The following is a 23969-nucleotide window of genomic DNA, read 5'->3' as shown; positions in this document are numbered from 1 at the left end:
CGACGAACTCAGGGGAACGGCGGCAGCTGCGAAGCGCAGCCCGCCAACTCGGCAGAACAACTTTTACGCCGGGACTCGGAATCTAGGGCCCCGGTCAGCAAGGGGGATTGCGATGTTTGATGTGAAGACGGCAAGCGATTACGTGCGCGGAGCTTTTCCGTATAGGTTCGACCGGATCGAAGTGAATGGCTCGGTCTTCACGGGCCCGGCGAAAGGCACGCACCTGTGCGCTGATTTCGAACGCCCGCGTGAGCCGGTCTCCTTCTGCCTGCTTGGCGAATGGTACTGCGACTATCCAAGCGGCCCGCATCTGGGCGTGCTTGCCAACAAGGCCGCCGACATTCTCGGCGCGAACGGCTTTTTTGGACTCGCCAGCGCCCGCCGCACAGGCATAGGCGACTGAGACGCACCCGACACAGTTCAATCGTCCACAGAGAAACGCAGAAACTAAGGATTACGACATGAAGCTGAGCCGCGCACAGACCAAGAAAATGCAGGAAGTTGAGCAACTGATTGCGCTTGAGCGCCGCCTGACAGACGATGAGCGCCTGTTTGTGTTCGAGCACTATCAGGAAGGCGCGAGCAGCAACAATGCAGCGCTGGGCGCTTTTTTCACCCCTTGGGGTCTTGCTCGGGATTTCGCCGTGGAGGTGCCGGAGCGTTGCAATACGATCGTCGATCTCTGCGCGGGCATCGGGTCGCTTGCCTATTGGTGCGAGAACAGGGCGCGGCAGGTCGTGTGTGTGGAGCAGTGCGCGGAATATGTGCGCGTGGGCCGGAAGCTGGTGCCGGACGCGACGTGGATTCACGCTGATGTTTTCGGGGACTGGTTTAAGGATTTTGACGGCTTCGACGTGGCGATTAGCAATCCGCCCTTTGGCAACCGCGTGAAGGCGCACGGCTTCGAGGGTCGATATACCGGCAGCACCTTTGAATACAAGGTGATCGAGCTTGCATCGCGTATTGCAGACACTGGCGTTTTCATCGTGCCCCAATCGTCGGCCCCGTTCGTGTACAGCGGCTCGCGTCGCTACGACGTGCGCGAAAGTGACGACTGCCGTCGATTCATGGAGCAGACGGGAATCCTCCTGGAGCCGAATTGCGGCATCGATACGGCGATGTACCGGGAGCAGTGGCACGGTGTCGCGCCGACCTGCGAAATCGTTGTATGCGATTTTGAGCAGTTCGAGCAGACCAGCCCGCTCGCGCAGACGCGCGCCGAGTCTATCGCGGTGCCGACAACGCAACTTGATCTGTTTGCCGCTGCTGCGTGATCCCCAACCAGATAACGAGAGTGCCCCTATGACACCGATGACATTTCACCAGACCTACGAGGTTGTCACTGACGACAGCGCAGAGCAGGGCGAGGCCGAGGAAACCGGCTTCGACTGGCAGGACGAACCCCACACGTTCAGCGAGCTGGTCCACCGCCTCAGGCGTGACTACATCGGCGCGGTCCCGCAACGCGGATGCAGCTGCATCACCGCGGACGGCGACCGTGAATATGTCGACGGTTCGACCCGCAATATCTCACTCCATCCCGGCAACGAACGGGCCAAGCGCTGGTTGCCGAAAGCATTGAAGGCCGCAGGACTGGTGCACTAGCCAACGTCACCGCCGATATGAACGCCGGCCGCGAGCCGGCGTTTTCACGTGCGCTGCAGCGCGCTGCTATCGAGCCGGACCGCTGCACCCTGCGCGCCGGTCCGCTGCGCAGCCCGTCACGCAAGCTGCGTTATCGCGGCCCGGTGACCGGACGACTCCGCTCTTGGGGCCGCGCCGCGTCCCGCGGACTTGCCCCGGCGCGAGCCATCCCCTCCAGCCTCGCAGCGCTCCTGACGTCGCACCGCTCGGATAGCGCGCTCGCCGCGCGGGGCGTCCTGCCTCGTGCGTGAGCTGCTGCTGCCGACACCTGCCGTTCCCCTGGTTCGCCGTCCAGTACCCGCGACCTTAGCTCAGGCCTTTGCCGCGTCAAGGCGCGCGGGGCCGTGTCAGTCGCTGCGCTCCATCCCGCACCCACCCCGCGCTTGATTCCTTGACGCGTCGCCGGCCCTCGCACGAATCGTCGCGGGACGACGAACTCAGGGGAACGGCGGCAGCTGCGAAGCGCAGCCCGTCAACTCGGCAGAACAACTTTTACGCCGGGACTCGGAATCTAGGGTCCCGGTCAGCAAAGGAGAACCGCATGCGTACTTTTTCACAGTTATCCGAATTTGCGTCGGTTGCGCAGGAGTATCAGCGACTCCGCACAAAGCATCCGTTGATTCCCGCGCGCTACGTGCTGAAGTGGATCAACTGCGACGACGCATCGATTGGATGTTCAACGATCGAGCAATTCGTGTGTCCGCACGAGTGGACCGTCAATGAGGAAAGCGACGCGGGTTACTGCTGTCTGTGTGGCCTCCCCGAGTGCTGAATCCCGTTACCACACCCCTTACTGGAGGATTTTGCAATGGTCGAAACGATCGAGATTGGTTCCGCTCCCTGCGATGAGCAGTGCGCGCAGGTCGGTGAATCCAATTACCCGGAGTGCAGCCGCGCCGAGTGCCGCGCATTCATCAACCAGATCAAGCGCGCAATGGGCGAGCCGCCGGAAGGCGTTGGCCTTTTCATCAAGAGTAACGCGCACGACTTCGGCACCTACCGCGAAGTGGCGGTAAAGGTCACCGGCCTGTTGACGGAGGAAGCACGCGAAAAGGCATTGGAGTATGCCTACCGCTGCGAGTCGGATTCGCCCGCGAGCTGGGACGACGAGGCGCGCGCTGAACTCGCCACAGCAGGATTTCCGGTCACGGTCGAGGCCTGACATGTTCCATACCATCGGCTACAAAGGGCACTACATTCACCTGGCCTATCAGGACGGCGTCGAGACCATCCAGACTCAGATCATGTATGCCGACGGCGGATTCACGCTGCAGCGTCGCAACACGTATGCAGGCGCGCAGCGTGCGATCACGCGGCACGTGCGCGCCGCACTCGCTGCAGCTAACCAGTAACGAAAAGGAAGGGTGAGCGGATCGCTCACCCACCACAAAAATGCGATTCAAGCGATATGGACGTTACGAATTCACCGACACGCCGCGTAAGCGCGCCGCGTTCGCGCGCAAACAGCGCCTGGAGCGTGAAGCCTTTCCGCTCTTCGCCGACCAAATCGCCGCCGAGCAGATCGGCGCCGATGAGGAAATGAAGGGGCGACGCGAGCAGTGGGACCGGCAGACGGCTGCGGACCGCTCGCGTCGCGCGACGCAGTGGCGCAAAGCTCGCGGCCGCCTGCGCGGATATCGGGCACCTGTTCGCAGCGCCTTGCACGCGTACTGGCAACAATGCAGATGGCCCGCCGACCCCGAATATCTGCTGACCATGCTGCGCATGTACGACACCGGACGCTTGTCCCTGCCGGACACCAGCCCTACCAACTGAGGATCTATGCAGCTCTCAATCCATCCAGTCACCAGACGAGCGCCGAACGGTCGCCTCTGTCAGAGCTTTGACGTGGTCTGCGACGGCGTAACGGTCCACAACGCGATGACCCGAAGCCTCGCCCTGGCGCACATGGACGCCCTTTGGGAGAGCCGCCCGGAATCCGATCGCGTGCTGGAACAGCTGTACACCGGCGACTAGATGTCGCAGCCCTGCCGGTTACTGGGCCGCGCGCCGCTATCGAGCCGTGCCGCTGCACCCTGCGTGCCGGTCCGCTGCGCAGCCCGTCACGCAAGCTGCGATCTCGCGGCCCGGTGACCGGACGACTCCGCTCTTGGGGCCACGCCGCGTCCCGCGGACTCGCCCCGGCGCGAGCCATCCCCTCCAGCCTCGCGGCGCTCCTGACGTCGCACCGCTCGGATAGCGCGCTCGCCACGCGGGGCGTCCTGCCTCGTGCGTGAGCTGCTGCTGCCGACACCCACCGTTCCCCTGGTTCGCCGTCCAGTTCCCGCGACCTTAGCTCAGGCCTTTGCCGCGTCAAGGCGCGCGGGGCCGTGTCAGTCGCTGCGCTCCATCCCGCACCCACCCCGCGCTTGATTCCTTGACGCGTCGCCGGTCCTCGCACGAATCGTCGCGGGACGACGAACTCAGGGGAACGGCGGCAGCTGCGAAGCGCAGCCCGCCAACTCGGCAGAACAACTTCTACGCCGGGACTCGGAATCTAGGGTCCCGGTCAGCGTAACACCCAACAGGAGGGCCTTTTCATGGTCGAAGCAGGTCGCTCGATTGCGCAGGCAATCGCCGCTGGTAACTATCACAGGATCGAGGTGTATTCGGCACCGGATGCGCTCGGTATGACTCGCGTGGAGTACCGATACGATCCGCCCGCGTGTGAAACCGTCGAGGAGGTCGCGCAGTGCTTTGTCGAACTGTTCGGGCCGATCAAGGCGGGCTGCACGGCGAAAGCATGGCGCATCAAGGGCGGCCGCATCGGTGCCTATGTTGTCGAGGACGCTGGAGATGTAACCGCGTTGCTTCAATAGCGGTAGCGCAGCAGCCGGGAATGTGACTTATCTGCTTTTCTCTTTCACTTAATCAGGAGCCTTAATCATGAAGTCGATTCTTGTTGCAGTTGTGGTCACCATCCTCGTATCGGGCTGCGCAACCAGTGCGGGCAACATGGCCATGAGGGAGCAGAGCGCCGACAGCATCAGCGCGCAAATCGATGAAGGGAAGACGACCAAGAGTGAGGTCCTGCACGCGCTGGGCTCGCCATCGAAGGTGACCTACAACGAGAACAGCGTCGAGCAGTGGACGTACAGCTACGCGCGTGCCACGCCGAAGGCGATCAACTTCGTGCCGATCGTTTCGATGTTCGCGCGTGGCGCCGACGTTCACAAAAAGCAGCTTCTCATCCTTTTCGACGACGCTGGCCGTGTGAAGAAATACACTTTCACTGACTCCGTTGACGAGGTGAAAGGCGGGCTGATCGGCTGATGGACACTGACACCCGCATACGTGCCGCGTGAAGCCCGCCGACCGGCGGGTTTTTTTTCGTTTGCGCGTGCGCGGTGTCACAGCTGCGATCGAGCCGGCCCGCTGCACCTTGCCCGCCGGCCTGCCCTGCAGACCGGCATGCAAGCCGCCTCGTCGCGGGCCAGTTTCCGGAACCAGCCGCTCTTGGGGCGCGCTGCGTCCCGCAGCTTGCCCCGGCGCGGGCCATCCCCTCCAGCTTCGCACCGCTCCTCTCGTCGCAGTGCTCAGATAGCGCGCTCGCCGCGCGGGGCGTTCTGCCTCGTCGACGGCCAGCAGCTGCCAACACCTGCCGTCCCCTGGTCCGTCGTCCACTTCCCGCGACTGTAGCTCGAGCCTTTGCCGCGTCAAGGCGCGTGGGGCCGTGTCAGTCGCTATCGCTCCATCCCGCACCCACCCCACGCGTCAATCCTTGACCCGGCGTCGGCCCTCGCTCCTTTCGTCGCGGGACGACGAACTCAGGGGAACGGCGGCAGCTGCAAAGCGCAAGCCGCCGACTCAACAGAACGGCTTACGCCGGGACTCAGAATCTAGGGGCCCGGCGGTCCCGTCACACCTTCAACCTTCATTGAGGAACTGCCATGCAAACCGTGAACGCCCACGACACCAACCAGACCGCGAACGAGAACACGACGACCGCAGAACTGCCGAACGCACTCAAGGCAGGCTCGGCAGAGGTGCTGATTCCGCTCAAGCGTCTGGTCGCCTCGCCGTACAACCAGCGCAAGACCAAGCGTGACCCGGCGAGCATCGAGGCAATCGCGGACAATATCCTCGCAGTCAACCTCCTGCAAAATCTGGTCGTCCACCCGATGAAGGTGTCCGCAAAAAGGGCGCAGACGTATGGCGTGGATGCAGGAGAAACGCGCCGACAGGCTTTGCTTCTCAACGTCGAGCGCGGCCACATCAGCGAGGATTTTCCGGTGCGCTGCATCGTCATCACTGAGGCCGAGGCGATTCTCGCCAGTGCATCGGAGAACGACCTGCGCGTGCCACCGCACCCGGCAGACCAGTTTATCGCCTATAAGGCGCTCGCGGATGAAGGTCGCAGCCCCGAGTTCATCGCCGCTGTGTTCAAGGTAACGCCTAAGACCGTCGCGGGCTATCTGAAGCTGGCGAACGTGTCGCCCAAGCTGTTCGACCTGTTCGCTACCGACGAAATGGACCTTGACCAGATCAAGGCCCTCGCCATGACCGATGACCATGAACGACAGGAAGCCGCATGGTTCGGCGCGAAACATTCGTGGTCACAGCAGCCGCACGAACTGCGCGCTGTGCTGAAAGGCGACAAGCTGACGCTTGGCGACCGGATGGTCAAGTTCGTCACGGTGGAGGCCTACGAGGCTGCTGGTGGAATCGTGGAACGTGATCTCTTTGCCGAGCGCGACGATGGCTTTATCGTCAACCGCGACGTCCTGAACCGGCTGTTCGATGCAAAGGTCGCCAGCGAGGTCGAAGCCATCAAGGCGCAAGGATGGGCATGGGTCGAGGCCCGACCGAAGTTCGACTACAGCGACCGCAACCAGTTCACCCAACTGGACGCAGAACCCGTACCCCTGACCGCTGACGAACAGGCGCGTTACGACGAACTTGAAAAGCGGTCCGGGGAAATCTCGGACAAGCTGGATGCGCACGAGAATGCTGACGAAGGCGACGAGGCCTACCTCAGCGACGAAGCGTGGCAAGCCCTGAGCGACGAATTCGACAAGGTGTCGCAAGCCATTGATGAAATGGACGAAAGGGAAGGCAATTTCACGGCCGAACAGATGAAGGTCAGCGGCGCTGTCGTGGCCGTTGGTTACCACGGCGAACTGGAGGTCGTGCGTGGCCTCGTTCGTCGCGAAGATCGCGCCGAAGCACGCGCGATGATGGAGGACAACGGCGTCGCTGTTCCGCACAGCCTGACCAAAAAAGAGAAGGGCGTTCACTCCGAAAAGCTGCTGCTGAACCTGACGGCGCACCGGACGGCTGCTGTGCAGTCCGCTCTCTCACAGAATCCGCAGGTCGCACTGGTGGCGACTGTTCACAAGCTTGCGCTCGAATATCTCTACACGGGTAGTAGCCTCGACCGACTGAGCGTCGCGCAGATCAGCGCGCGCGAAGTGACTTACGAACTGGCCCGGTCGGCACCGGACTTGGAGCAGACCGAGCACGCTTCGGGCCTTCGCGCCTACGTGGACTCATGGCGCGCTCAGATTCCGAAAAATCCCAACCTGCTGTTCGGCTGGCTGTTGGAGCAGCCGCAGGACCGCCTGTTGAACTTGCTGGCTGTCTGCACGTCGCTGAGCATCAACGGCGTCTCGCGCGAGGAGGGCCCGAGCGCGGTAAATGCTCTGGCGGGCGCTCTGAGCCTGAACCTGTCCGCCTACTGGCAACCGACGCGAGCAAGCTACCTCGATCATGTGTCCAAGGATCGCATCGTTGCAGTCGTGAGCGAGGTCGTCTCGAAGGAAGAAGGGGCGCGGCTCGCCAAGATGAAGAAGGGCGAAGCAGCGCAGGCAGCCGAGAAGCTGCTGCAAGGCAAGGACTGGTTGCCCGAATTCATGGCCGCAGCCCAGGTCGCAGAAGTACGGTTCTACGGTGATGACGACGACGATGCGGACGACGAGTGCGACGACGTCACGCTCGACGCCGGAGAGTGCGACGACTCCGCAGCGTCCGAAGGCCCTCAGCACGCGGATGCGGCACCGTGGCCGTTCCCGAAGGCGGCCGATTTCGGAACCGTTCCGGCAGAAGTGAGCGCGCGCAAGTCCGACCGTGATGATGGGCCCCGCAAGCCGACTTCGCCAGCGATCGCCTGGCCGTTCCCGACGACCAATCCGCAAGCACTGCGTGGAATGCGGCAGGCGGCCTGACCGTCCAGTTTCTCCCTCGGGTCTTCGGACCTTTTTCGCCCCGCCTTGAGCGGGGTTTTTTTTCTGTGGGTAACTTCGCCCGGCCAAACGGCGCCTCACGATCCTTCCTCTTCGCGCCTCCGGCGCTCATCGTTCGGACCGCTGGGCGACAAGGGACACTCGGCTTCGCCGACCAAGGAGGAACCCCGTTCCGGTTCCCCCTTGGAACTCCCTCCCTCGGGCCGCAAGCATTTTCATAATATAATTGTGCTCAGTTGCAGAACTGAGTAAAATTAAATTGTGGCCCTGCTTTGCAGGACCATCAAGGTAGCCGCGGAGACCACTTGAAGCAAAAAACCAAAAGCCAGAAAACGCGTGCCATGCTCGCCGCTTGCGCGGCAGCAGACACGCGTCGTCTAAGGCTACGCTTCGGGAACAGAGTCGCCCCGATCACGTCAATCTCTGTCGAACCTCCTTCAGGTATGGTCGCTCAACCCATGATCGGCAATACCATAGGGCCACGGCAGAACACGAACCAGAACTGAAGTGTGCCGGGGCCATGCTCACGTCGATCGTTTTTGGATTCATTGCAGCAAGGGTGTCCACGGGCCGAGCTGCGGCCGCAACGGCGGCAGTCACGCCGAATCATGTCGATCGCGTTGTGACGTTTTCCGTCGCAACTGAATTTTTTGTTGGGTCGATTATTCTGCTGACGCTGAGTGCGCTTGTATGGATGGTCGCTCCAGCAGTAGTATCCGCAGTTCGCTTTTGCAGTTCGTCTGTCGGTGGCTTACTGAGTGTTTCATTTCCTTCAGATTGTGCTCCGAGCAGTGCGAGCTGGTATGTCGTCAAACGCGCGCTCGTCGGATATGCAGGATTATCGTTTGTCGTATTTTGCATCGCATTGGCATGGCGAATCGTGATAAGCCTCAGGGAGCGATCCAGTCGCCGTGCAGTTAGTCGCTGGTCAGTTATGGTCGACGACGATGGAAAGGAGTAAGCCCAATTTATTGGGGCGTCTTTGCTCCGCAAAGACCGGCTATGTTGCGCTACGCCCGCAAAAGACGCGGGCTATGCGTCGAGCCTCCTGCGGAGTCTCGCCCCTCTCCCTGCGGTCGGGGCTGCCAGCGCCTCGCCGTCCGGTCGCCTCGCTCCCGGAAAAGCTCACCATCGCTGGTACGGTCTCTCAGCATGCTGCATATGGCCCTCGGAATGGCAGCATGTTTTACGCCCCGCTCACGCGGGGTTTTTTTTCCGCTTCGCTCTTCGTCCTTGAGGACGCGCTGTCGTGTCGCGCCGTTGGCGCGAAAGGCGCTCGCCGCGCGGCGTTCTACCTCGACGTCACAACCCGTCAATGGCCGTTCCCACCCGTTCACGTCCAACCTCGCGACCATAGGTTCGTCTTGGCGTCCGTCAAGGCGCGCGGGGCCGTGTTGTCGCTGCGCGACCGCCCGCCCCAACACCCCGCGCTCTTCTCCTTGACATCCGCCGCGGCGAACCACAACCGGCCGCGGGACGATGAACTCAGGGGAACGGCGGCAGCTTCGGCAAGTGCGGCCGTCTCGGCAAAACACGGACGCCGGGACTCCAAATCTAGGGGCCCGGTCAGCGACACCCGGCAGGAGGGGCGATGGATAAAGACGACGAACGCGTATGTGGGGGATGCAGACACTGGTGCAGGGCAGGCGACTACAGATGGGGCGGTTGCGATGCCCCGTTGCCAGCCTATCTCATGCACGCGGACCTGCCCCGTACCGGGCCAATCTTCCCAGACGACAAGCAGGCGCAGGAGTGCGAGGTATTCGAAGTCAACGGGTCGCAACAGATCGCATCCGGGAGCAGCCACACATCATGAATCCAGTCATGGCCACGCGCTCTAAGCGTTTTCAGGATCGCATGCCCCCGCGCTCGCCGGGAGCTATTCAACAGGCACGGCGCGGCGCTGCCGCGCCCCTCCGGCCACCGACCACGCGCCCTGGCGGCCGCATATTCCTTGCGGTGCCGACTAAGGACATCCCGAAGGCGCGCGCGATGGGCGCAGAATGGGACCACGAGCTTCGCCTTTGCTGGTTGCCCGCCACCGCAGATACGACACCTTTCGCAGCGTGGGTCGTGGATGATGCCGCGTTGAACGCTGCCGGTATCGACCGGACGGACGTCCTTGCCGACTTTGCCGAGGCGATGCGAAGCTACGGCCTCATTGTGCCTGACACGCTGTATGCGGACGGCGAATGGCACTGTGCGATGGTCATGACGAAGTCTGGCCCGCGATCGCATGGCGGCTACATCATCGAACTTGACGGAGTACCGCATGGCTACATCCGTAACTTCGTTGGCGCGTCGGGCGCGTGGTGGTATCGGGCAGGCAAGCTCACGCGTGAGCAGCGCGCCGCGCTCGAGGCGCAAAGTCGGGAACGGCAGGCCGCGCGCGAAGCAGCCCTGCGCCGCGCTCAGGAACTTGTCGCGCAACGCTCCCTGAAAATCCTCACCATGTTGCCGAGGGCGGAACAGCACCCGCATCCTTATCTGGACAAGAAGGGCGTCGGCGCGTACGGATTGCGCGTTGCACACGCATCGAAGCACAATCTGGCAGAGCTGTTAAACGCGAAAGACCCAAGCGTCCTGAAACGTAGCAATGCCACATATCTCGTGATTCCCGGCCGCGATGCAGAGGACCGACTGCTTACGGCTCAGGCGATCGGCCCGGACGGCTTCAAGATGTTCGTGCGCGATGCCCGCAAGAAGGGGGCGTTCCATCCCATTGGCGTGCGGCGCACGCGCGACCTTGCGGCCGCGCCTGCGGTGCTGTTCGCGGAGGGTTATGCGACAGGTGCGTCGCTGCACGAAGCGACCGGACTGCCCGTGGTGATCGCTTTCGATGCGGGCAATCTGGTCGAGGTCGTTCGGCAGATCACGCCGTTGCTGCCGCCGTCACAGCCCAAGGTCATCTGCGCGGACAACGACCAGTTCTTTCTCGACAACGCGCTGGCCAGAATCGCGGAGATTGGCGGCTCACCCGATGCGAAGCCGGTTTCGGTTCGCGTGGTCGCCGGCGCCGATGGGGCAACGCGGGAGGTCGAGATCCGCGCCACCTATGCAGACGGCAAGTGGCACCAGACACGGCTTGGTAAATACCGTCTCTCGCTGGAAAGCGTCGCGGGCGTGGTCAGGAGCGTGACGCTCGACCTCGTTGTGCCGGATAAGCCGCACGTCCGCGTAACGACCCGCAACACCGGCGTCGAAGCGGCCACGGACGCGGCCCGTCTCGCGGCCGGCCGCGTCGTGACACCGTTCTTTGTATCGCTCCAACGCCGGCCGACCGACTTCAACGACCTGGACGTATCCGAAGGGCGCGCGCGCGTCACGGAACTCGTCCAGAGCGTCCTGCCGTTTCACATCACTGCGGACGCGGCTGTTACCGAACGCGCCTGATCCCTATGGCACATCTCTACTACTACCACCAGCTCACCCTTGAACAACAGGTTCAGGCGCTGAAGTTTTCCGAGGAAGTGCGTCCGGAGTGGCAATGCTACATGGTCGATTTCCGGGGCGACGTGTTGCGAGGTTTGCCGCTGAACCCGATCCTCCAGACAGGAACGGTCCGCGTGGCGGACAGCGAGCGCGCGCAACTTGCAAAGTTTCATCGCGCAGAGATCGAATTCGTGGTTCGGCATGCGATCGGAGACTGGTCAGAAATGTCCCCCGACGAGTGCGCAGCAAACCATCTCGCCATCGAGAACGGGGCTCCCGTCATTTCACGTTATGCAGTGGGCGACATCGCCCAGGTGTACGTAGTCACGCCTGCGGACCGGCTTCACACGCAAGTGATGGTGAGCCTCCACGCCGGTAGCCCGCGAGGCGTTCAGTAATTCATAAACATCATCCGCTACGGGAATCATCATGCGTCGTTGCATTACTGCGGCCGCGGTCGTCTTTGGCTGTGTTGCTTTCAGTGCGCCCGCCCGGTCATCGCCCTGGTCCTCGCAGCTTGAGGCTGCACGGGCGACACATACCGCGAGCGTTCCGTCCCAGCGGGTCAACTGGTTCGCGTTCTCACCCGAGGATCACGGAATGGACCTTGTGATGTACGGCGTCTATTCCGCCAAACGGTCGATACATGTCCTGTCGTACGTGATGACGTATCGCCCGCTGCTGCAAGCTCTCGCCGCCAAGGCGCGATCCGGTGTCCAGGTCGCTGTCGTGGTCGACTACGGCGAGAGTATCGCTAACGACCGCAGTGGCTACATCCGGCAAGGGCTCGGTTACCTTGAAAACGCAGGTGTAAGAGTGTGCGCGATCGACGCCTACAGAATTTCGCACGATAAGGCGATGGTGCTGGACGGTCGCAGTGTGCAGACGGGAAGCATCAATTACACGGCTGCCGGCGCACGCGAGAACAGCGAGAACGCGGTCATTGAATGGAACGACGTCGACAGTGCAGCCGGCTTTGAACGGCATTTTCAGACGAGGCTCGAACAATGTCACCCATTCTGATGGAGTCGTCGCGTCAGGCGCCGCATTGCGACGACGGCCGTATTCGTGTGCTCGGCGCGCTGCACATCGCTGTGAGCATTGGCGAGCTGCTGTCGGGGCGCGTCAGGTCTTCTTTGCCGGTTCGCGCCTCCCAATGGTCGACGCTTGGCGAGCATGTCCGCGCATGGCGGTTGCTGCTGGCCGACGACGCGTCGAGGATCGACCCGCACACGAGATCTCACCTCAGCCTGGTCGTGCGGCTACTGAATACCCTCCTCGAGCAACATTGCGCCGGCGACGAGCCTGACCGGGAAATGTGGGATACCGTCATGCCCACGATTGCGTCCGCCGCCCGTCATCTCGACGCCTTCCCGCTTCGGCAGCGGAAAGCGGCCAGTCGGCACTTCGCTGCGTATCGGCCGTCGTAGTTCAAGTCATAGCACCAGCTGCAGGGGCATTTCCGGGCAGAGCCCGGAAACCGCTACGGCGTGCCCGGCACGCTGCGCGAGCCGGTCATCGAGCCCCGTCCCGGGTCTCGCCCCTTCGGGCTTTCATCGCTTGCCTTTCGGCTGACGCCGACCAGAAGGGACGAGTCCCTTCTGGACATCCAACTTCCCGAAGTGATGCGGCCTGCGGCCGCATGAAGGGCGCTCGCCGCGCGGCGTTTTTACCCTCTCGCGCAGACACGCCGTCGCCAGTCCCCTGAGTCCGCCGTCCCTTTTCGCGACAGTAGCCCTCCGCCGCGCCCGGCCAAGGGTTCGCTTCGCCGTGTCCTCGCCCGTTCGGTGCTCGCCTGCGGCTGCGCTCCGCATGCGGCCTCCGGGCACGCCCTTGTCCGTTCGCGGCTACGGGCTCCTTTGTCGCCGGGACGACGAACTCAGGGGACTGGCGGCAGCACGGTAGCAGCTGCCGGTCGGGCAAAAACAAACCCTACGAAGGGACTCGGAATCTAGGGTCCCGGTCAGCCTGAACCCCTTAAACCGAACGGAGCGCACATGAAATCGAATCTTCTTCGCCGCATCGCAGCTTTCTTTCTCGGCTGCGACCTGAACGCAGAAATCCGCGTGATGTACCGCTGGCGTCGTGAGGAGGATGACGTGCGCGCCGTGCGTCTCGAAACCGTGATCGACGGCCAGCCCAAGCGCGTGACGCTCTACCAGCACACGCCCGGTAACTGGTCCCCGATGGCCATTTAAGGGAGGCACCGTGAGCAGCTATTCGTTTGCGCTTGAAGCTCGCGCCGCATGGGCACTTCACGTCGTCGCAGTGATTGCAGGCGATTCGAAGGCCGCGGACGCTTACCGCGCCGAGGCACAGATTATGGCGATGGAGAGCGGACGGGCAAGCCACACCGAAGGTGTTAGCAGGCCCAACCTGGTGTCGGACGTTCCCGCGCTGGTCGGCAAATGGACTGCAGGTTGGAATGAACGAGCGAGAGCCGCGCTCCCGACTATCCACGACCTTATCGAGGCCGCCCTCAACGCTAACAAGGTGACGCAATGACAGATACGCAGAAAAGCACATTTTCGACCGCACTCGACGCTCGCACGCAATGGGCGCTGCACCGCGTTAGCGTGGTTGCTGGCGATGACAGGGACGCCAAAGACCGGCTTTTCTGGGCGCTCAACTACGCAAAGCGTTGTGGTGATGTCGCCGGGAGTGACGATTGTGATGTGCAATGTCCGGCACTTCTCGCCGATGTTCAGCCGCTTCGCAACGCGTACATCGAGGCGTTCGAGGCGGTAAGGGAGCGGCGAGAAAAGCGGCGCACCCGGGAAGGTATCGACTCCGAGCTAACGGCGATGGCCGACACGGCAAGGCGTGGATGCGGACTCTCATACGAACTGTTCGTAAAGCGGTTTTCACAGAACGTGGACGACTTTCTGGACGCGCTCGAAGTGCCCTTCCGAGACCTCGCCCTGGAGATTGCCAAGGGCAAGGGCTACGCCACGCCGGAGGAATGTCAGGCGATGCAGGATGAGATCGAGGAGTCCGGAGGGTGCTCACTGACGGGGATTGATCCCTGGTGTTGCCCTTGCGGTAATCACGAATAGCGGACTACGGAGGCGCACCCGTCGTGCGATGCACGGCGGGCAAAGTTGCGCATGCGAAAAACATTCACAGGTGGGGGTGACTGCAATTTCCGCGGTCGGCGCGGGCGGGCCGGCTTCTGCGCTGCGCGCCGAATCCACCCCGCCCGCGCCGGGCACAGCACTCGCGATTTTGAGCAATGACTTGCTCAAAATAGGTCCGTCCGATCCGGCTACCGGCGCTCACGCGCCGCTCGCCGGATCTACCGTACGAGTGGCCGCTCGCGGCGCATTGCCATGCAATGCCGCCTCTCGCGACTCCACGCTACGGAACGCTCCGCGTCCCTTCGCCTAGCGCACGGCACGTCATCCTGATGGAGACGTCGCCGACCTAAACGCCGCTCTCATTTTGGCCGGACTCTCGCATTTGAACCGGTGCTGGCCCGTGCCGGTCCAGCATTCACTTAATCCAGCCTAACCGATTAACTCGTACCCTCGTCATCGGTCAGGAAGCCCCTGAAAATGGAAACGGCGACCAGGGGTCGCGCGGGACTATCGTCCCACACTTGCCCTTGGCCGCCGTCGCCGCTCACCGCCGCGGTTCTTACACCGCACGTTTCCCACAAGCTCCACCGCACCCCGCGGTACCGAGTTTTCCACAACAAACCCCGTTGTGGAAAACTCCCGCGGCGGACGGCTCTTGCGATTTATATCAATCGCGGCCGTCCGTCCGGTGCCGTGGATTTGTGGAAAGCGCTAAGCCGCCTGCGCCTGCGCTGGGCTTGCTTCCTTGGCGCTATCCGGCGTGCGCGCCGGGCTTTCGCCCGAGGCTTGCACGCCGAGAAGCGCCTTGACCTGCGGGACAACCTTCTTCCACTCGTCGACGCTGATCACATCCAGTCGCTCGGATTTGAACAGATCGAAAATCGCCTTACGGTTCTTCTCGACGTTCTCTCTCTCTTCGCGCCTCGCCTGTTCCCTAAGCGCTGCAAGTTGCTTCTCCATGTCGGCGATTTTCTCAGCGGTAGACAACGCCGGCCGACGTCCACGCGGTTTCTTCTCAGTTACGTCTTGCTTGCTCATGATGCTCATCCCATAGTGAGGTTGTAGTCGGGGGATTCCGTAGTAGCGTGCGCCGGTGCATCATCGCTTTCTCACGCCCAAAAATCAATTCCCCGGAATCCCCCGACGCTGCAGGGGCATGCCTTTTCCCCGTATTCCGAGGCAGCAGGAAAAATCAAAACCGCCCCTCAGAAAGCACAGACATGACGCACGTACCGTGCACACGTCAAAACCGTCGCAAGCTCATGATTTGGCGGTTCTTTTTGCGCACCAAAAATTATAATCAGTTCTTTCCATGAAAGAAATAAAGATGTAAAATCGCGCATGAAATCAGAGAGATACATAGTGGTGCAAATTGCACCACTTGCCGATCAATCAACCTCAAGCGAGAGAGACCAGATACCGTGAAGCCGTCAATTCATTTCCGCGTTGAATGGGACGAATACGAGCATCTAAAACAGGAGGCGAAGAAGCGCAAGATCACTCACAACACGCTGGCTCGCCTCTACCTGCGCGACGCAATCTCCGGCTACGACCGCATGCACGAGGTCCTGTTGGAGACCAATCAGACGCTACAAGCTCAGGTAACAGATCTGCAGGAAGCGGTTACCAAACTCTGCATTCTCGCGGCCGGGGCGCTCGCGTCCTCCGCAATCCCTCCGGGACTCGCCAGCACGATGCCAGACAGCGTGAAGGATCAGGTGAGAGGGCATATCCGGGAAGCGATCAAGCAAGGAAAGTTCATCGACCGCGCATACGACAACGGGACCTTCAACGGGGATTGACGCCATGTTTCTTCCTATCGACATCGAGTCCGTCAACCGTCAAGAGCAGCTGGAGGAAGGCGAGTATCACGCCTCATGTCGTACCTACGCCTCCGAAGACGGCGCCTGCACGATGCTTCACTTCGAATACAAGCGGGTCGGTGACGAGCTGCCGGGTGCCTGCGAGATCGTGTTTGTCGAACCTGATGGCCGCGTCAGGGCGTGCGATTTCCTGCGTATGCCAGACCGTAGCTGGCGAGACAGTTTCGGCGCACGCGCGGATTCCCTGCTTACCCTTTTGCCGCATGACGCCGCGGGGTATCGGCTGTTGAGTGTGTCCGAACTGGGTGTGCAACATGTGGGGAATGCAACATGAGCGAGAAGATCATTTCCGACGCGGGTGCCGGTCGTGCGCTCTTTCTGACCCGGATGAAGTTGACCATCCATGCGGTGTCAATGTCGCTGTGGGCGGGTGCGGTCCCCGGGCTGATCGTTCCCATTGTGCTCTGGATGTCATGCCTTTCGCCTCGCGATGTCGATATCGTCAAGCTCAATATCGTGTCGCACTTGGTCAAACAGGACACGCCCCGTAAATGGCGAATCCGGGACGACGCGGGTCAGGAGCAGATTCTGACCGTGATCAAGTCCAGTGGGGACCCGGTGCAGTTGCTAACCGCTGCCCAATACCGCAGTGTGACGACCTCCATCTCGCGGCCTGTGACCGTCTTTGGCTATGTCATGCTTTCCAGCATGCTGTGCGGCCTGCTCGGATATCTGTCTGTCTGGTGGTCGCTTAGCCGTCTCGGCAAGCGTGCCCGCGAGAACAGGCGGGTCGATGGGGTCGAGGAGCTGGTCGAGCCGAAAGAGCTTTCGCGTCTCGTTAGAAAGGAGGAAGCCGGTCCCTACACTGTACTGGATGTCGCTCTGCCGAAATCGGCACCCATGCAGGGTATTCAGTTCATGGGCGCGCAGGGCACCGGGAAGTCGCTGGCTATCCATGACCTCATGCAGCAGGTCTTTCAGCGCAAGCGCAAGTGCATCATCTATGACCAGAGCGGCGAGTATTTCAGAGCCTACTTCCGTCCGGGAAAGGACTATTTTTTCAACCCGTCCATGCTGGGCTCGGTGCCTTGGTCTATCTTCAAGGAGCTGCAGAACACCTACGACTCAAACACCTTGGCGCACGCCTTTCTGCCGCCGAAGGCAGGAGTTGTGCACGGCGCAAGTGCGTTCTTTGAAGACGCTGCCCGCGCGCTGTTCTCCGTCATGACTTTGCGGCTACGCCAACGCGGTGCTGTCTACACGCGGACGATCGCAGAGGCTATTTTGAGCATGCCGGAGGATGAGCTCGAACTGCTGATTCAGGAGTCGGTTGCAAGTTCGGCGGTCGGCGGCGATTCGAAAGGGCAGCGCCAGGGTGTCATCAGCTCCATCGCGATCTATCTCGACGGGATAGCGGCGGTCCAGGACGGCGAATGGACGTTGCGCCAGTTTTTCGAAGCTGACGACGATGCGCGATTTTTTATCGTTAGCACGGACGACACCAAAGCGATGTTCGCACCGCTTTACCGGCTTTTGCTTGCGATCTCCTTTGGCATCATCGCCGCCAAACGCGAGATCTGCCACTACGACCGTTACTGGTACTTCCTCGACGAGGTGCATGTTCTTGGCGACATCAAGCTTGATGAGACGCAGGCGACGCATCGCAAATATGGCGTGTGCGTGGCGACCGGGATTCAGGCGGACACTCAGTACATCACGTCGATCGGGCATGAACGGGCGAAGACGCTGATGAACTGCTTTAACACGTCCGTAATGCTGCGGGCGAACGAGCCAGAGATGCGGGATCGCATGGCAAGACGCCTCGGCCGGATGGACATGGAAGTCGTCTCCAACGGGCAGGCTCTGGCGGTGAGCGACTGGCGGGACGGCGGATCGCTGAATCAGGGGCAACAGGAAAAATGGCTGGTGATGCCCGACAAGATTGGCAAGCTGAAAAACTGCATGGCCTACGTTCAGGTGCCGGGTGACTATCCCGCGACACTCGTCAATTACCGTCACTGGCTGCCGGCGTGGTATCGACCGTGGGCTCGCGTTAATCGACTTGCCGCGCGTCAGGATGACCCGCCACGTGACCCGAGATTCAAAATTGTGGTCGCGGAGGGGCAGGACGCTCTCGCGAGCGTTCGCGCGGAAGCTGAAGCGAAGCGGGTCGAAGCGGAAAAAGCTGCCGCAGCGAAAGACGCGATCGAACGGACCGGCAAATGGGTTGTGACCGATCTTGAAACGGGCGAGATCATGCCAGCAGAGAATCATCACGAGGAAGCGCTCGCCGAGGGAGCGGATGGTGACCTCAACGAGAACAGCAATGACGAAGGGGGGCTGTTTTGATGAAAGGGCTTTTCATTCGTTGGACCGTCACGTTCGCGGTAATCGGCATCGCGCTCGCATGGGCATTTTTCCCGCAAATCCGCGGAGTGGCCGCCGATTGGTATTCGGGTAATGCCGGCATGCCGGCGCTGCAAGATGCGGAACTGGCTGGCATCCGCGAGGTGAAATTTCTTGGGCACGACCAGATCATCGCCAACGTCGCCGTGTCCGATTTGCGCGTGATAACAGCAGCTCAGGGTTTTGCGACGATCGGTCTGACGCTGGCGAGCAGCGAGCCGACGGCGTTGTATCCAAGTTTGCGCGTCTACCTGCAGGCGAACCACCAGACCGTGCGCACGCTTGTCATTGGTCCGGGCGCTTACGAGCATCACGCAACCCTCGTAAATGAGCCGGTGAAGGTATCGATCAGGCTGCAGACCGGCGAAACAGGTTTTACGGCGAGCGCTTTCTACGGCGCCGGAGGGACCTGACGTGATCTCGAAGGAGCCAATCAAAAGCGTCGGCGACGCTGCGCGATACCACGACAAATCCTTCAATCAGGACGCCGGGCAGAAGGCGGACAACTACTACATCAACGAAAAGGCAACCGCCCGCTGGGAGGGGCGAGGCGCCGAAATTCTTGGCATTCGCGGCAACGCGGTCGAGAAGAAGGACTTCGTCAATTTCCTGAGCGGAAAGCTAGTGAACCCCGAGACTGGCGAAGTGGTCGACCTTGCGAAAAACAGCAAAGGCGATAACCGCCGGCCGGGAATCGACTTCACCGTTGCACCGCCAAAAAGCGTTTCAATCGCCGGCCTCGTCGGAAGGGATGACCGGATTGTTGCGGCCCATCTGGTCGCGAACGAACGGACAATGCAGTGGTTTGAAAAGCATGCATCGATCATTCGCGTGAAAGATGAGAACGGCCGGAATCGGCAGGAGCGCGCGGGCAATCTGCTTTACGCGAGCGTGCTTCACGAGACCAACCGGGAGAACGAGCCGCAGATTCACAGCCATAACGTCATCGTCTCGGCGGTTTATGACGAAAATCGGAAGGTCTGGCGCAGCCTCACGAATGACATGCTGCACAATCTGCGCGCGCAGGGCGACGTGATCTACAAGGCCGAACTTGCGGGCGCCTTGAAGACCTTGGGGTACGAGCTGGAATACGCCACCAACGGCGTGGACTTCGAGATCAAGGGCTTTACCAGAGAACACGTCGACACATACAGCACACGTGCGACGCAGGTACGCGATGCGTTGCTCAAGCGCGGCATAGATCCGGGCGAGGCGAGCTTCGACGCTCGCCGAATTGCGAAGCTGGACAGCCGGGCGGCCAAGCAGGAGCATCCGCGCGAGGTGCTGCAGGAAATCTGGCAGGAGACGGCGCGAAAGGCCGGTCTGGACGTCGAGGCTATTGTTCAGTCTGCGCGGGACCGTACGCCACCGTTGACACATGACCGCGGCGCAGGCGTGGATCGACCGCGCGCGGATATCGGACGGGATGGAAGCGAACAGTCGGTAAGTCGGGACGCCACAGACGGCACTGAGGCGGCCAATGCACAGCGCTCGTCGCGCGGCCGGGAGGGCGTCGAGGGCGAGCCAAGCCTGGGCGCCATGCGCGCTGTGTCATGGGCCATCGAACACCTTACTGAACGAGAGCAGTCGTTCGAGCTGGCCGATCTCGAAATCGCAGCGGTCAAATTTAGCCGCGGGATGATCGACGACGTCGATGCAGCCGTGCAGCGACATATCGACAATCACATGCTGGTCGAGCGTGGCACGACCGACGACGGCAGACTGTTGTACACGACGCACCGCGCGATCGATAGTGAGATGCGACTCGCCGAAAACATCCAGTCGGGGCGAGACGGCGGAAACATCATCCTGGGCAACGAGTCCGAGTTCGACGCTGCGCTCAAAGCTTTCGAGCAGAAGAAGGAACAGAAGACCGGCAAACCATTCAAGCTTTCTGGCGAGCAGATCAACGCGGCGCGGAACGTGCTCATGCATCCAGACTCGTTTCAGGGCATCCAGGGCGAGGCAGGAACGGGCAAGACTGCTGCGCTGGCAATGGTCAACGACGTGGCGCTGGCAAAGGGATGGGACGTCATTGGCGTGGCGACGTCGGCGGCGGCAGCGAAAGAACTGGAGGCCTCGAGCGGAATGAAGAGCAGCACGGTTGCTGCCTATTTCGCCGCGCGCGATACGCAGATCCGTACGATCGAGTCACGCCTGGGGGAGCTGCGCGACGCGCTGGACAAGCGCGAGAACATCCGGGATACCGGCGCACTGCGTATGGAATCACGCCGGCTGACAGTCAAAGGCAGCGATATCGATTTCGGCACCAGCCGTTATTCGTTCGATCATCAGCGAGGGGAGGTCTTCAAGTCGCCCGACAATCTGCGCAACGCCATCGGCGCGGTGCTGACTGACATTGCAGCGCGGCATCGGACCCAGCCCGGCGAAGCAGTGAAGGAGCGCGAGACCTTCGGCGCGCGTATTCAGTCAGGCGCATTTGATCTTGCCGCATCGCTTGGACGCAGACTCTCGACATTCGGACAGGTAGGAACGGTCGAGGCCATTGCTGCACGGAACACGCTCTACGAGACGCGGCCGGGGCCCGGAGCCGAGTTGCAGCGCGAGCTGCTGGTCAAACAGGCTGAGCTGGCCAACCTTCGCAGATACGGCAACATTGAGGGCAAGAAGACCCTGATCGTGATGGACGAGTCGTCGCTGACCGGTGCATTCGACACCGAGAAGATCTCTAACCTCGCGCGAGAGATCGGCGCGCGTGTCGTGTTTCAGGGCGACATCAAGCAGCATGGGAGCGTGGCGGCCGGCCGCGCGTTTGAGCAGGCTCAGAACGCCGGTATGAATGTTTCGGTGCTTGAGGAGACGCGGCGTTTCGTCGATGCGACTGCGCCCACGCAACAGGCCTTGCTCGAAATGAAGGCGGGAAACTACAGCCGGGCCGTGGAGATGCTGGATACCGTGACCGTGGACCAGGGCAAGCTGGCCACGACCGTCGCCGAACGCTATTTCGAGAACCTGCAAGCGCTCGAAGCGCGCGGCGTCGAAAATCCGAAGATTGGCGTTGTCGCGATTACCAACCGCGACCGGAAAGCAATCAACGAGGCTGTCCACGCGAAGCTTGCCGAAAACGGGCTTGTGTCGGGTCAGGATTTTCACAAGCCACATCTCGACGATCCGAAGATGACCGGTGCGGAGCAGCGGTACGCCGTCATGTTGCGCGAGAAAAAGGTGAACGTGCTCGTTTACCGCAAGACCTATCGCGAAATCGGTGTCGAAAATGGCGACGTGCTGCACGTGAAATCGTATGACATCGAGAAGAATCGCATCCACGCCGTGAACGCCCAGGGAAAAGCTATCGAGATCAATCCGCAGCGCCAGGACTATTTCTCGCCTGCGGTGCTGGAAGGCCGGAAGTTCTCTGTGGGCGATCGCATCGAGACGCGCGCGATCATTCGCCTGCCAGCGCAGGAACTGCAGCGGATCGACAATGGCACGCCCGGCGTCATCACCGAAATCGACGAACAGGGAGCAAAGGTCCGCTGGACGCGGACCGGCAAAGAGTCGTATCTGAAGAACGACGACATACGGTTCGTCGACCACGCGTACGCGCACACCTCGTACAAGGAGCAGGGCGCGACGAATGATCGCGAAATCATCGCTGTCAGCGTGACGGGTGCCAAGGTTTTCAATCGCGAAGCTGCCTACGTCGCGGCATCGCGCGCACGGGACAATACAGAGATCGTCACAGAAGACCGCGACGGTATGTTGCGTAACGCGGGCAAGGAGGTCGGTAAAACAACGGCCGTCGAGTTTGAGGCAGCTACGCGCAACGCGGCGACGTCGCAGCAAGCAAACGCGGCGCAAAAGCAGACAAACAAGCGCGACCGATCAGCGACGAAGGAGCAGGTGCGGGAGGTCGATGCGCACGCGCAGCCAGAACGCCAGACGGACCAGGACAAGCGGCAGGGACAGGAGAAGGGGAAGGTGCTGGAACTCTGACAGACTGCAGCCATACGCTCGCGCAAAAGAAAACGGCCCGCCTTAGACAAGGCGGGCCGTTTTCACTTGGCGTCGCACTACGCGTGCTGAGCCAGAGAGATGATCGCGGCTACCGCGATGGCGGCAAAGGCCACCCAGGTAATCCAGCTGTTTTTCTTTGCCATCTTCTGGCCGAAAGTTTCCTTCTTTGCCTCACTGCTTGTCATTCGATGCCTCCTTTTGGCATTTACCGTCAGCTACACATGCGTCCCAAATCGCGACGCGCTCCTTGAAATCTGTCTGCCGTGCGGCATCCACCGCATCGGCTGTGGTATCGGCCGCCGCGAGCGCGACGATCGCTTTCACGAGGGCATCCTGTTCGGCCTGCGGCGTTTTTTCTGTCTTGTAGGCGATCACAATTTCGCCCGGAGTGTCGGGCCTGAAATCCACGCGCCGTACGTCGATCTGCCGGTATGCACTCGTGTCGAGCGCCGGCAGGACAGCAGGGATCAATGCGGCGCGTGCGGGCCGGGGTACATTGCCAAGATCCTCGGCAATACCTGAATTCGCCATGACCTGAGCGCCGGCTGCCGTGCCGAGCCCAGGCACCGGAATGAAGAGCGCACCGATCGACAATGCGTCGCCCGCAATGTTGCGGACCCTCACACGTGCGGGCAACGAGCGGGGATCACCCTCGCGACGTACGAACAGTTGCCGGTAATCGAGCTGCGCCTTGGCGAACTTCGGGTAGTCGTCGGGCGCGAGCGTCGTCGCGTCCCCCACGTGGAAGAGATATGCAGACTTGCGGACCAGCGTTGTCTTCTGTGCCGCCAGTGCAGCCTGGGCTCCAAGCGTCACCGGATTGTCGCTGACGCCTTGAAGCACCAGTGGGCTTCCGCGGTAGCGCGTGCCGTCCAGCATGATGTCGTACGAGACCTGACGGTCACGGATTGCGTCAAGCGTGTCCTGCTGCACGGAGGTGTCGCCAGACCAGGAATCGACCGGCCGCACGACGATGACATGGGCGGCGTCAGTATCGAGTTCAACCGGCTGTGCCATGCTACAGAGCGGCGCGCCGGCCGCCGCCGTGGCGAGCACAAGCGCTTTGAGCATCCTTTTCATTGAGTCAGACTCCGAGTTTGAGCGTTTGGCGGATCTTCTCGCATGCCGCCGCCTGTTCGGCAAAAGCGCCGACATTGTCTTTCAGGCTGCTGTTTTCAGGAAGCAGCTTCGCGAGCTGGTCGCTCAGTGAGGCGAGCTTCGTCTCGTCGTCCCGGTACTGCTTGTCCAGCGTCTTGACCTGCGCGTCGAGCTTTGTCAGCTTGTCGGCCTGCTGTTTGTTCTGCACTTCAAGCGAGCGCTTGGAAAGATAAGTAACGCCGGAAAAGGCGAGCGACGCTACCAATGCGACTGCGCCGAGCGCGGTAAAGATCTTGGTGATGACCGGTTTACGGGTGTCCATGTTCGGC

General features: G+C 61.5%; 25 protein-coding genes. 21 read left to right on the top strand and 4 right to left on the bottom strand.

Features of this window, described 5'->3' with window-relative positions:
- From NCR35_RS20620 to NCR35_RS20545, 16 genes are all read left to right on the top strand, one after another.
- A partial coding sequence (locus NCR35_RS20620) for a hypothetical protein (RefSeq protein ID WP_250535777.1) occupies positions 1-403 on the top strand: 403 nt, incomplete at its 5' end.
- Between the two features lie 58 nt (positions 404-461).
- Entirely contained in the window at positions 462-1274 is an 813-nt protein-coding gene (locus NCR35_RS20615) for a methyltransferase (RefSeq protein ID WP_033536651.1), read from the top strand.
- A gap of 28 nt (positions 1275-1302) precedes the next feature.
- Positions 1303-1605, top strand: coding sequence for a hypothetical protein (locus NCR35_RS20610; RefSeq protein WP_033536650.1), 303 nt, complete (start codon positions 1303-1305; stop codon positions 1603-1605).
- A gap of 847 nt (positions 1606-2452) precedes the next feature.
- On the top strand, positions 2453-2806 hold the full coding sequence (locus NCR35_RS20605) for a hypothetical protein (protein ID WP_033535945.1): 354 nt from the start codon (positions 2453-2455) through the stop codon (positions 2804-2806).
- 1 nt (position 2807) lies between these two features.
- Positions 2808-2996, top strand: coding sequence for a hypothetical protein (locus NCR35_RS20600; RefSeq protein WP_033535946.1), 189 nt, complete (start codon positions 2808-2810; stop codon positions 2994-2996).
- Positions 2997-3036: 40 nt separating this feature from the next.
- The gene (locus tag NCR35_RS20595) at positions 3037-3420 is read left to right on the top strand and encodes a hypothetical protein (protein WP_250535776.1); all 384 of its coding nucleotides are present in this window, start codon (positions 3037-3039) and stop codon (positions 3418-3420) included.
- A gap of 764 nt (positions 3421-4184) precedes the next feature.
- Positions 4185-4463 carry a hypothetical protein gene (locus tag NCR35_RS20590; protein ID WP_033537033.1) on the top strand — a complete coding sequence of 93 codons (279 nt, stop codon included), beginning with the start codon at positions 4185-4187 and terminating at the stop codon, positions 4461-4463.
- 67 nt (positions 4464-4530) lie between these two features.
- The gene (locus tag NCR35_RS20585; RefSeq protein WP_033537032.1) at positions 4531-4917 is read left to right on the top strand and encodes an SEN1984 family lipoprotein; all 387 of its coding nucleotides are present in this window, start codon (positions 4531-4533) and stop codon (positions 4915-4917) included.
- A 617-nt stretch (positions 4918-5534) separates the two neighbouring features.
- On the top strand, positions 5535-7808 hold the full coding sequence (locus tag NCR35_RS20580) for a ParB/RepB/Spo0J family partition protein (RefSeq protein WP_051996582.1): 2274 nt from the start codon (positions 5535-5537) through the stop codon (positions 7806-7808).
- Positions 7809-9638: 1830 nt separating this feature from the next.
- Positions 9639-11219, top strand: coding sequence for a DUF5710 domain-containing protein (locus NCR35_RS20575; protein ID WP_144403812.1), 1581 nt, complete (start codon positions 9639-9641; stop codon positions 11217-11219).
- A gap of 5 nt (positions 11220-11224) precedes the next feature.
- The gene (locus tag NCR35_RS20570; RefSeq protein ID WP_033537031.1) at positions 11225-11656 is read left to right on the top strand and encodes a hypothetical protein; all 432 of its coding nucleotides are present in this window, start codon (positions 11225-11227) and stop codon (positions 11654-11656) included.
- Positions 11657-11858: 202 nt separating this feature from the next.
- The gene (locus tag NCR35_RS20565; protein ID WP_233392132.1) at positions 11859-12281 is read left to right on the top strand and encodes a phospholipase D-like domain-containing protein; all 423 of its coding nucleotides are present in this window, start codon (positions 11859-11861) and stop codon (positions 12279-12281) included.
- Entirely contained in the window at positions 12266-12688 is a 423-nt protein-coding gene (locus NCR35_RS20560) for a hypothetical protein (RefSeq protein ID WP_144403811.1), read from the top strand. Before NCR35_RS20565 ends, NCR35_RS20560 begins: the two co-directional genes overlap by 16 nt.
- Before the next feature lie 567 nt (positions 12689-13255).
- A complete protein-coding gene (locus NCR35_RS20555; RefSeq protein WP_033537028.1) occupies positions 13256-13456 on the top strand; it encodes a hypothetical protein in 201 nt (66 codons plus the stop codon).
- Between the two features lie 10 nt (positions 13457-13466).
- Entirely contained in the window at positions 13467-13763 is a 297-nt protein-coding gene (locus NCR35_RS20550; RefSeq protein ID WP_033537027.1) for a hypothetical protein, read from the top strand.
- Entirely contained in the window at positions 13760-14314 is a 555-nt protein-coding gene (locus NCR35_RS20545) for a hypothetical protein (RefSeq protein WP_033537026.1), read from the top strand. Before NCR35_RS20550 ends, NCR35_RS20545 begins: the two co-directional genes overlap by 4 nt.
- 732 nt (positions 14315-15046) lie before the next feature.
- Here NCR35_RS20545 and NCR35_RS20540 read toward each other — a convergent pair.
- Positions 15047-15373, bottom strand: coding sequence for a hypothetical protein (locus NCR35_RS20540; RefSeq protein WP_144403810.1), 327 nt, complete (start codon positions 15371-15373; stop codon positions 15047-15049).
- Between the two features lie 383 nt (positions 15374-15756).
- On the opposite strand from NCR35_RS20540, the gene NCR35_RS20535 reads away from it, so the two are divergent.
- The 5 genes from NCR35_RS20535 to mobF are packed head-to-tail and all read left to right on the top strand — an operon-like array spanning position 15757 to position 22521.
- Positions 15757-16137, top strand: a complete 381-nt coding sequence (locus NCR35_RS20535) for a hypothetical protein (protein WP_033537025.1) — start codon at positions 15757-15759, stop codon at positions 16135-16137.
- 4 nt (positions 16138-16141) lie between these two features.
- Positions 16142-16492, top strand: a complete 351-nt coding sequence (locus NCR35_RS20530; RefSeq protein WP_033537024.1) for a hypothetical protein — start codon at positions 16142-16144, stop codon at positions 16490-16492.
- Entirely contained in the window at positions 16489-18507 is a 2019-nt protein-coding gene (locus NCR35_RS20525; protein WP_051996577.1) for a type IV secretion system DNA-binding domain-containing protein, read from the top strand. The genes NCR35_RS20530 and NCR35_RS20525 overlap by 4 nt, the downstream gene beginning before the upstream one ends.
- Positions 18507-18977 (top strand): hypothetical protein, encoded by a 471-nt coding sequence (locus NCR35_RS20520; RefSeq protein ID WP_033537023.1) that lies wholly within the window; start codon positions 18507-18509, stop codon positions 18975-18977. Before NCR35_RS20525 ends, NCR35_RS20520 begins: the two co-directional genes overlap by 1 nt.
- A gap of 1 nt (position 18978) precedes the next feature.
- On the top strand, positions 18979-22521 hold the full coding sequence (mobF, locus tag NCR35_RS30030; RefSeq protein ID WP_051996575.1) for a MobF family relaxase: 3543 nt from the start codon (positions 18979-18981) through the stop codon (positions 22519-22521).
- 77 nt (positions 22522-22598) lie between these two features.
- Here mobF and NCR35_RS29900 read toward each other — a convergent pair whose 3' ends face one another.
- The 3 genes from NCR35_RS29900 to NCR35_RS20505 are packed head-to-tail and all read right to left on the bottom strand — an operon-like array spanning position 22599 to position 23962.
- Positions 22599-22727, bottom strand: coding sequence for a hypothetical protein (locus NCR35_RS29900; protein ID WP_255725350.1), 129 nt, complete (start codon positions 22725-22727; stop codon positions 22599-22601).
- Positions 22714-23622 carry a hypothetical protein gene (locus NCR35_RS20510; RefSeq protein WP_033537022.1) on the bottom strand — a complete coding sequence of 303 codons (909 nt, stop codon included), beginning with the start codon at positions 23620-23622 and terminating at the stop codon, positions 22714-22716. The genes NCR35_RS29900 and NCR35_RS20510 overlap by 14 nt, the downstream gene beginning before the upstream one ends.
- A gap of 4 nt (positions 23623-23626) precedes the next feature.
- Positions 23627-23962, bottom strand: coding sequence for a hypothetical protein (locus NCR35_RS20505; protein ID WP_029672532.1), 336 nt, complete (start codon positions 23960-23962; stop codon positions 23627-23629).
- Positions 23963-23969 lie beyond the last annotated feature (7 nt).

The organism is Caballeronia sp. AZ10_KS36 (genome assembly GCF_023631105.1).
In the GTDB taxonomy this organism is placed as follows: Bacteria; Pseudomonadota; Gammaproteobacteria; order Burkholderiales; family Burkholderiaceae; genus Caballeronia.
Note: the sequence above shows the minus strand (reverse complement) of the source record. Positions and strands in the feature narration are given on the sequence as shown.

Excerpts from the sequence above, each read along its gene's own strand:
- NCR35_RS20615 (WP_033536651.1), top strand. The coding sequence starts at position 462 with ATGAAGCTGAGCCGCGCACAGACCAAGAAAATGCAGGAAGTTGAGCAA.
- NCR35_RS20605 (WP_033535945.1), top strand. The coding sequence starts at position 2,453 with ATGGTCGAAACGATCGAGATTGGTTCCGCTCCCTGCGATGAGCAGTGC.
- NCR35_RS20575 (WP_144403812.1), top strand. The coding sequence starts at position 9,639 with ATGAATCCAGTCATGGCCACGCGCTCTAAGCGTTTTCAGGATCGCATG.
- NCR35_RS20595 (WP_250535776.1), top strand. The coding sequence starts at position 3,037 with ATGCGATTCAAGCGATATGGACGTTACGAATTCACCGACACGCCGCGT.
- NCR35_RS20525 (WP_051996577.1), top strand. The coding sequence starts at position 16,489 with ATGAGCGAGAAGATCATTTCCGACGCGGGTGCCGGTCGTGCGCTCTTT.
- NCR35_RS20530 (WP_033537024.1), top strand. The coding sequence starts at position 16,142 with ATGTTTCTTCCTATCGACATCGAGTCCGTCAACCGTCAAGAGCAGCTG.
- NCR35_RS20510 (WP_033537022.1), bottom strand. The coding sequence starts at position 23,622 with ATGAAAAGGATGCTCAAAGCGCTTGTGCTCGCCACGGCGGCGGCCGGC.
- NCR35_RS20540 (WP_144403810.1), bottom strand. The coding sequence starts at position 15,373 with ATGAGCAAGCAAGACGTAACTGAGAAGAAACCGCGTGGACGTCGGCCG.
- NCR35_RS20590 (WP_033537033.1), top strand. The coding sequence starts at position 4,185 with ATGGTCGAAGCAGGTCGCTCGATTGCGCAGGCAATCGCCGCTGGTAAC.
- NCR35_RS29900 (WP_255725350.1), bottom strand. The coding sequence starts at position 22,727 with ATGACAAGCAGTGAGGCAAAGAAGGAAACTTTCGGCCAGAAGATGGCA.
- NCR35_RS20600 (WP_033535946.1), top strand. The coding sequence starts at position 2,808 with ATGTTCCATACCATCGGCTACAAAGGGCACTACATTCACCTGGCCTAT.
- NCR35_RS20570 (WP_033537031.1), top strand. The coding sequence starts at position 11,225 with ATGGCACATCTCTACTACTACCACCAGCTCACCCTTGAACAACAGGTT.
- NCR35_RS20555 (WP_033537028.1), top strand. The coding sequence starts at position 13,256 with ATGAAATCGAATCTTCTTCGCCGCATCGCAGCTTTCTTTCTCGGCTGC.
- NCR35_RS20560 (WP_144403811.1), top strand. The coding sequence starts at position 12,266 with ATGTCACCCATTCTGATGGAGTCGTCGCGTCAGGCGCCGCATTGCGAC.
- NCR35_RS20565 (WP_233392132.1), top strand. The coding sequence starts at position 11,859 with ATGGACCTTGTGATGTACGGCGTCTATTCCGCCAAACGGTCGATACAT.
- NCR35_RS20610 (WP_033536650.1), top strand. The coding sequence starts at position 1,303 with ATGACACCGATGACATTTCACCAGACCTACGAGGTTGTCACTGACGAC.
- NCR35_RS20520 (WP_033537023.1), top strand. The coding sequence starts at position 18,507 with ATGAAAGGGCTTTTCATTCGTTGGACCGTCACGTTCGCGGTAATCGGC.
- NCR35_RS20545 (WP_033537026.1), top strand. The coding sequence starts at position 13,760 with ATGACAGATACGCAGAAAAGCACATTTTCGACCGCACTCGACGCTCGC.
- NCR35_RS20580 (WP_051996582.1), top strand. The coding sequence starts at position 5,535 with ATGCAAACCGTGAACGCCCACGACACCAACCAGACCGCGAACGAGAAC.
- NCR35_RS20505 (WP_029672532.1), bottom strand. The coding sequence starts at position 23,962 with ATGGACACCCGTAAACCGGTCATCACCAAGATCTTTACCGCGCTCGGC.
- NCR35_RS20585 (WP_033537032.1), top strand. The coding sequence starts at position 4,531 with ATGAAGTCGATTCTTGTTGCAGTTGTGGTCACCATCCTCGTATCGGGC.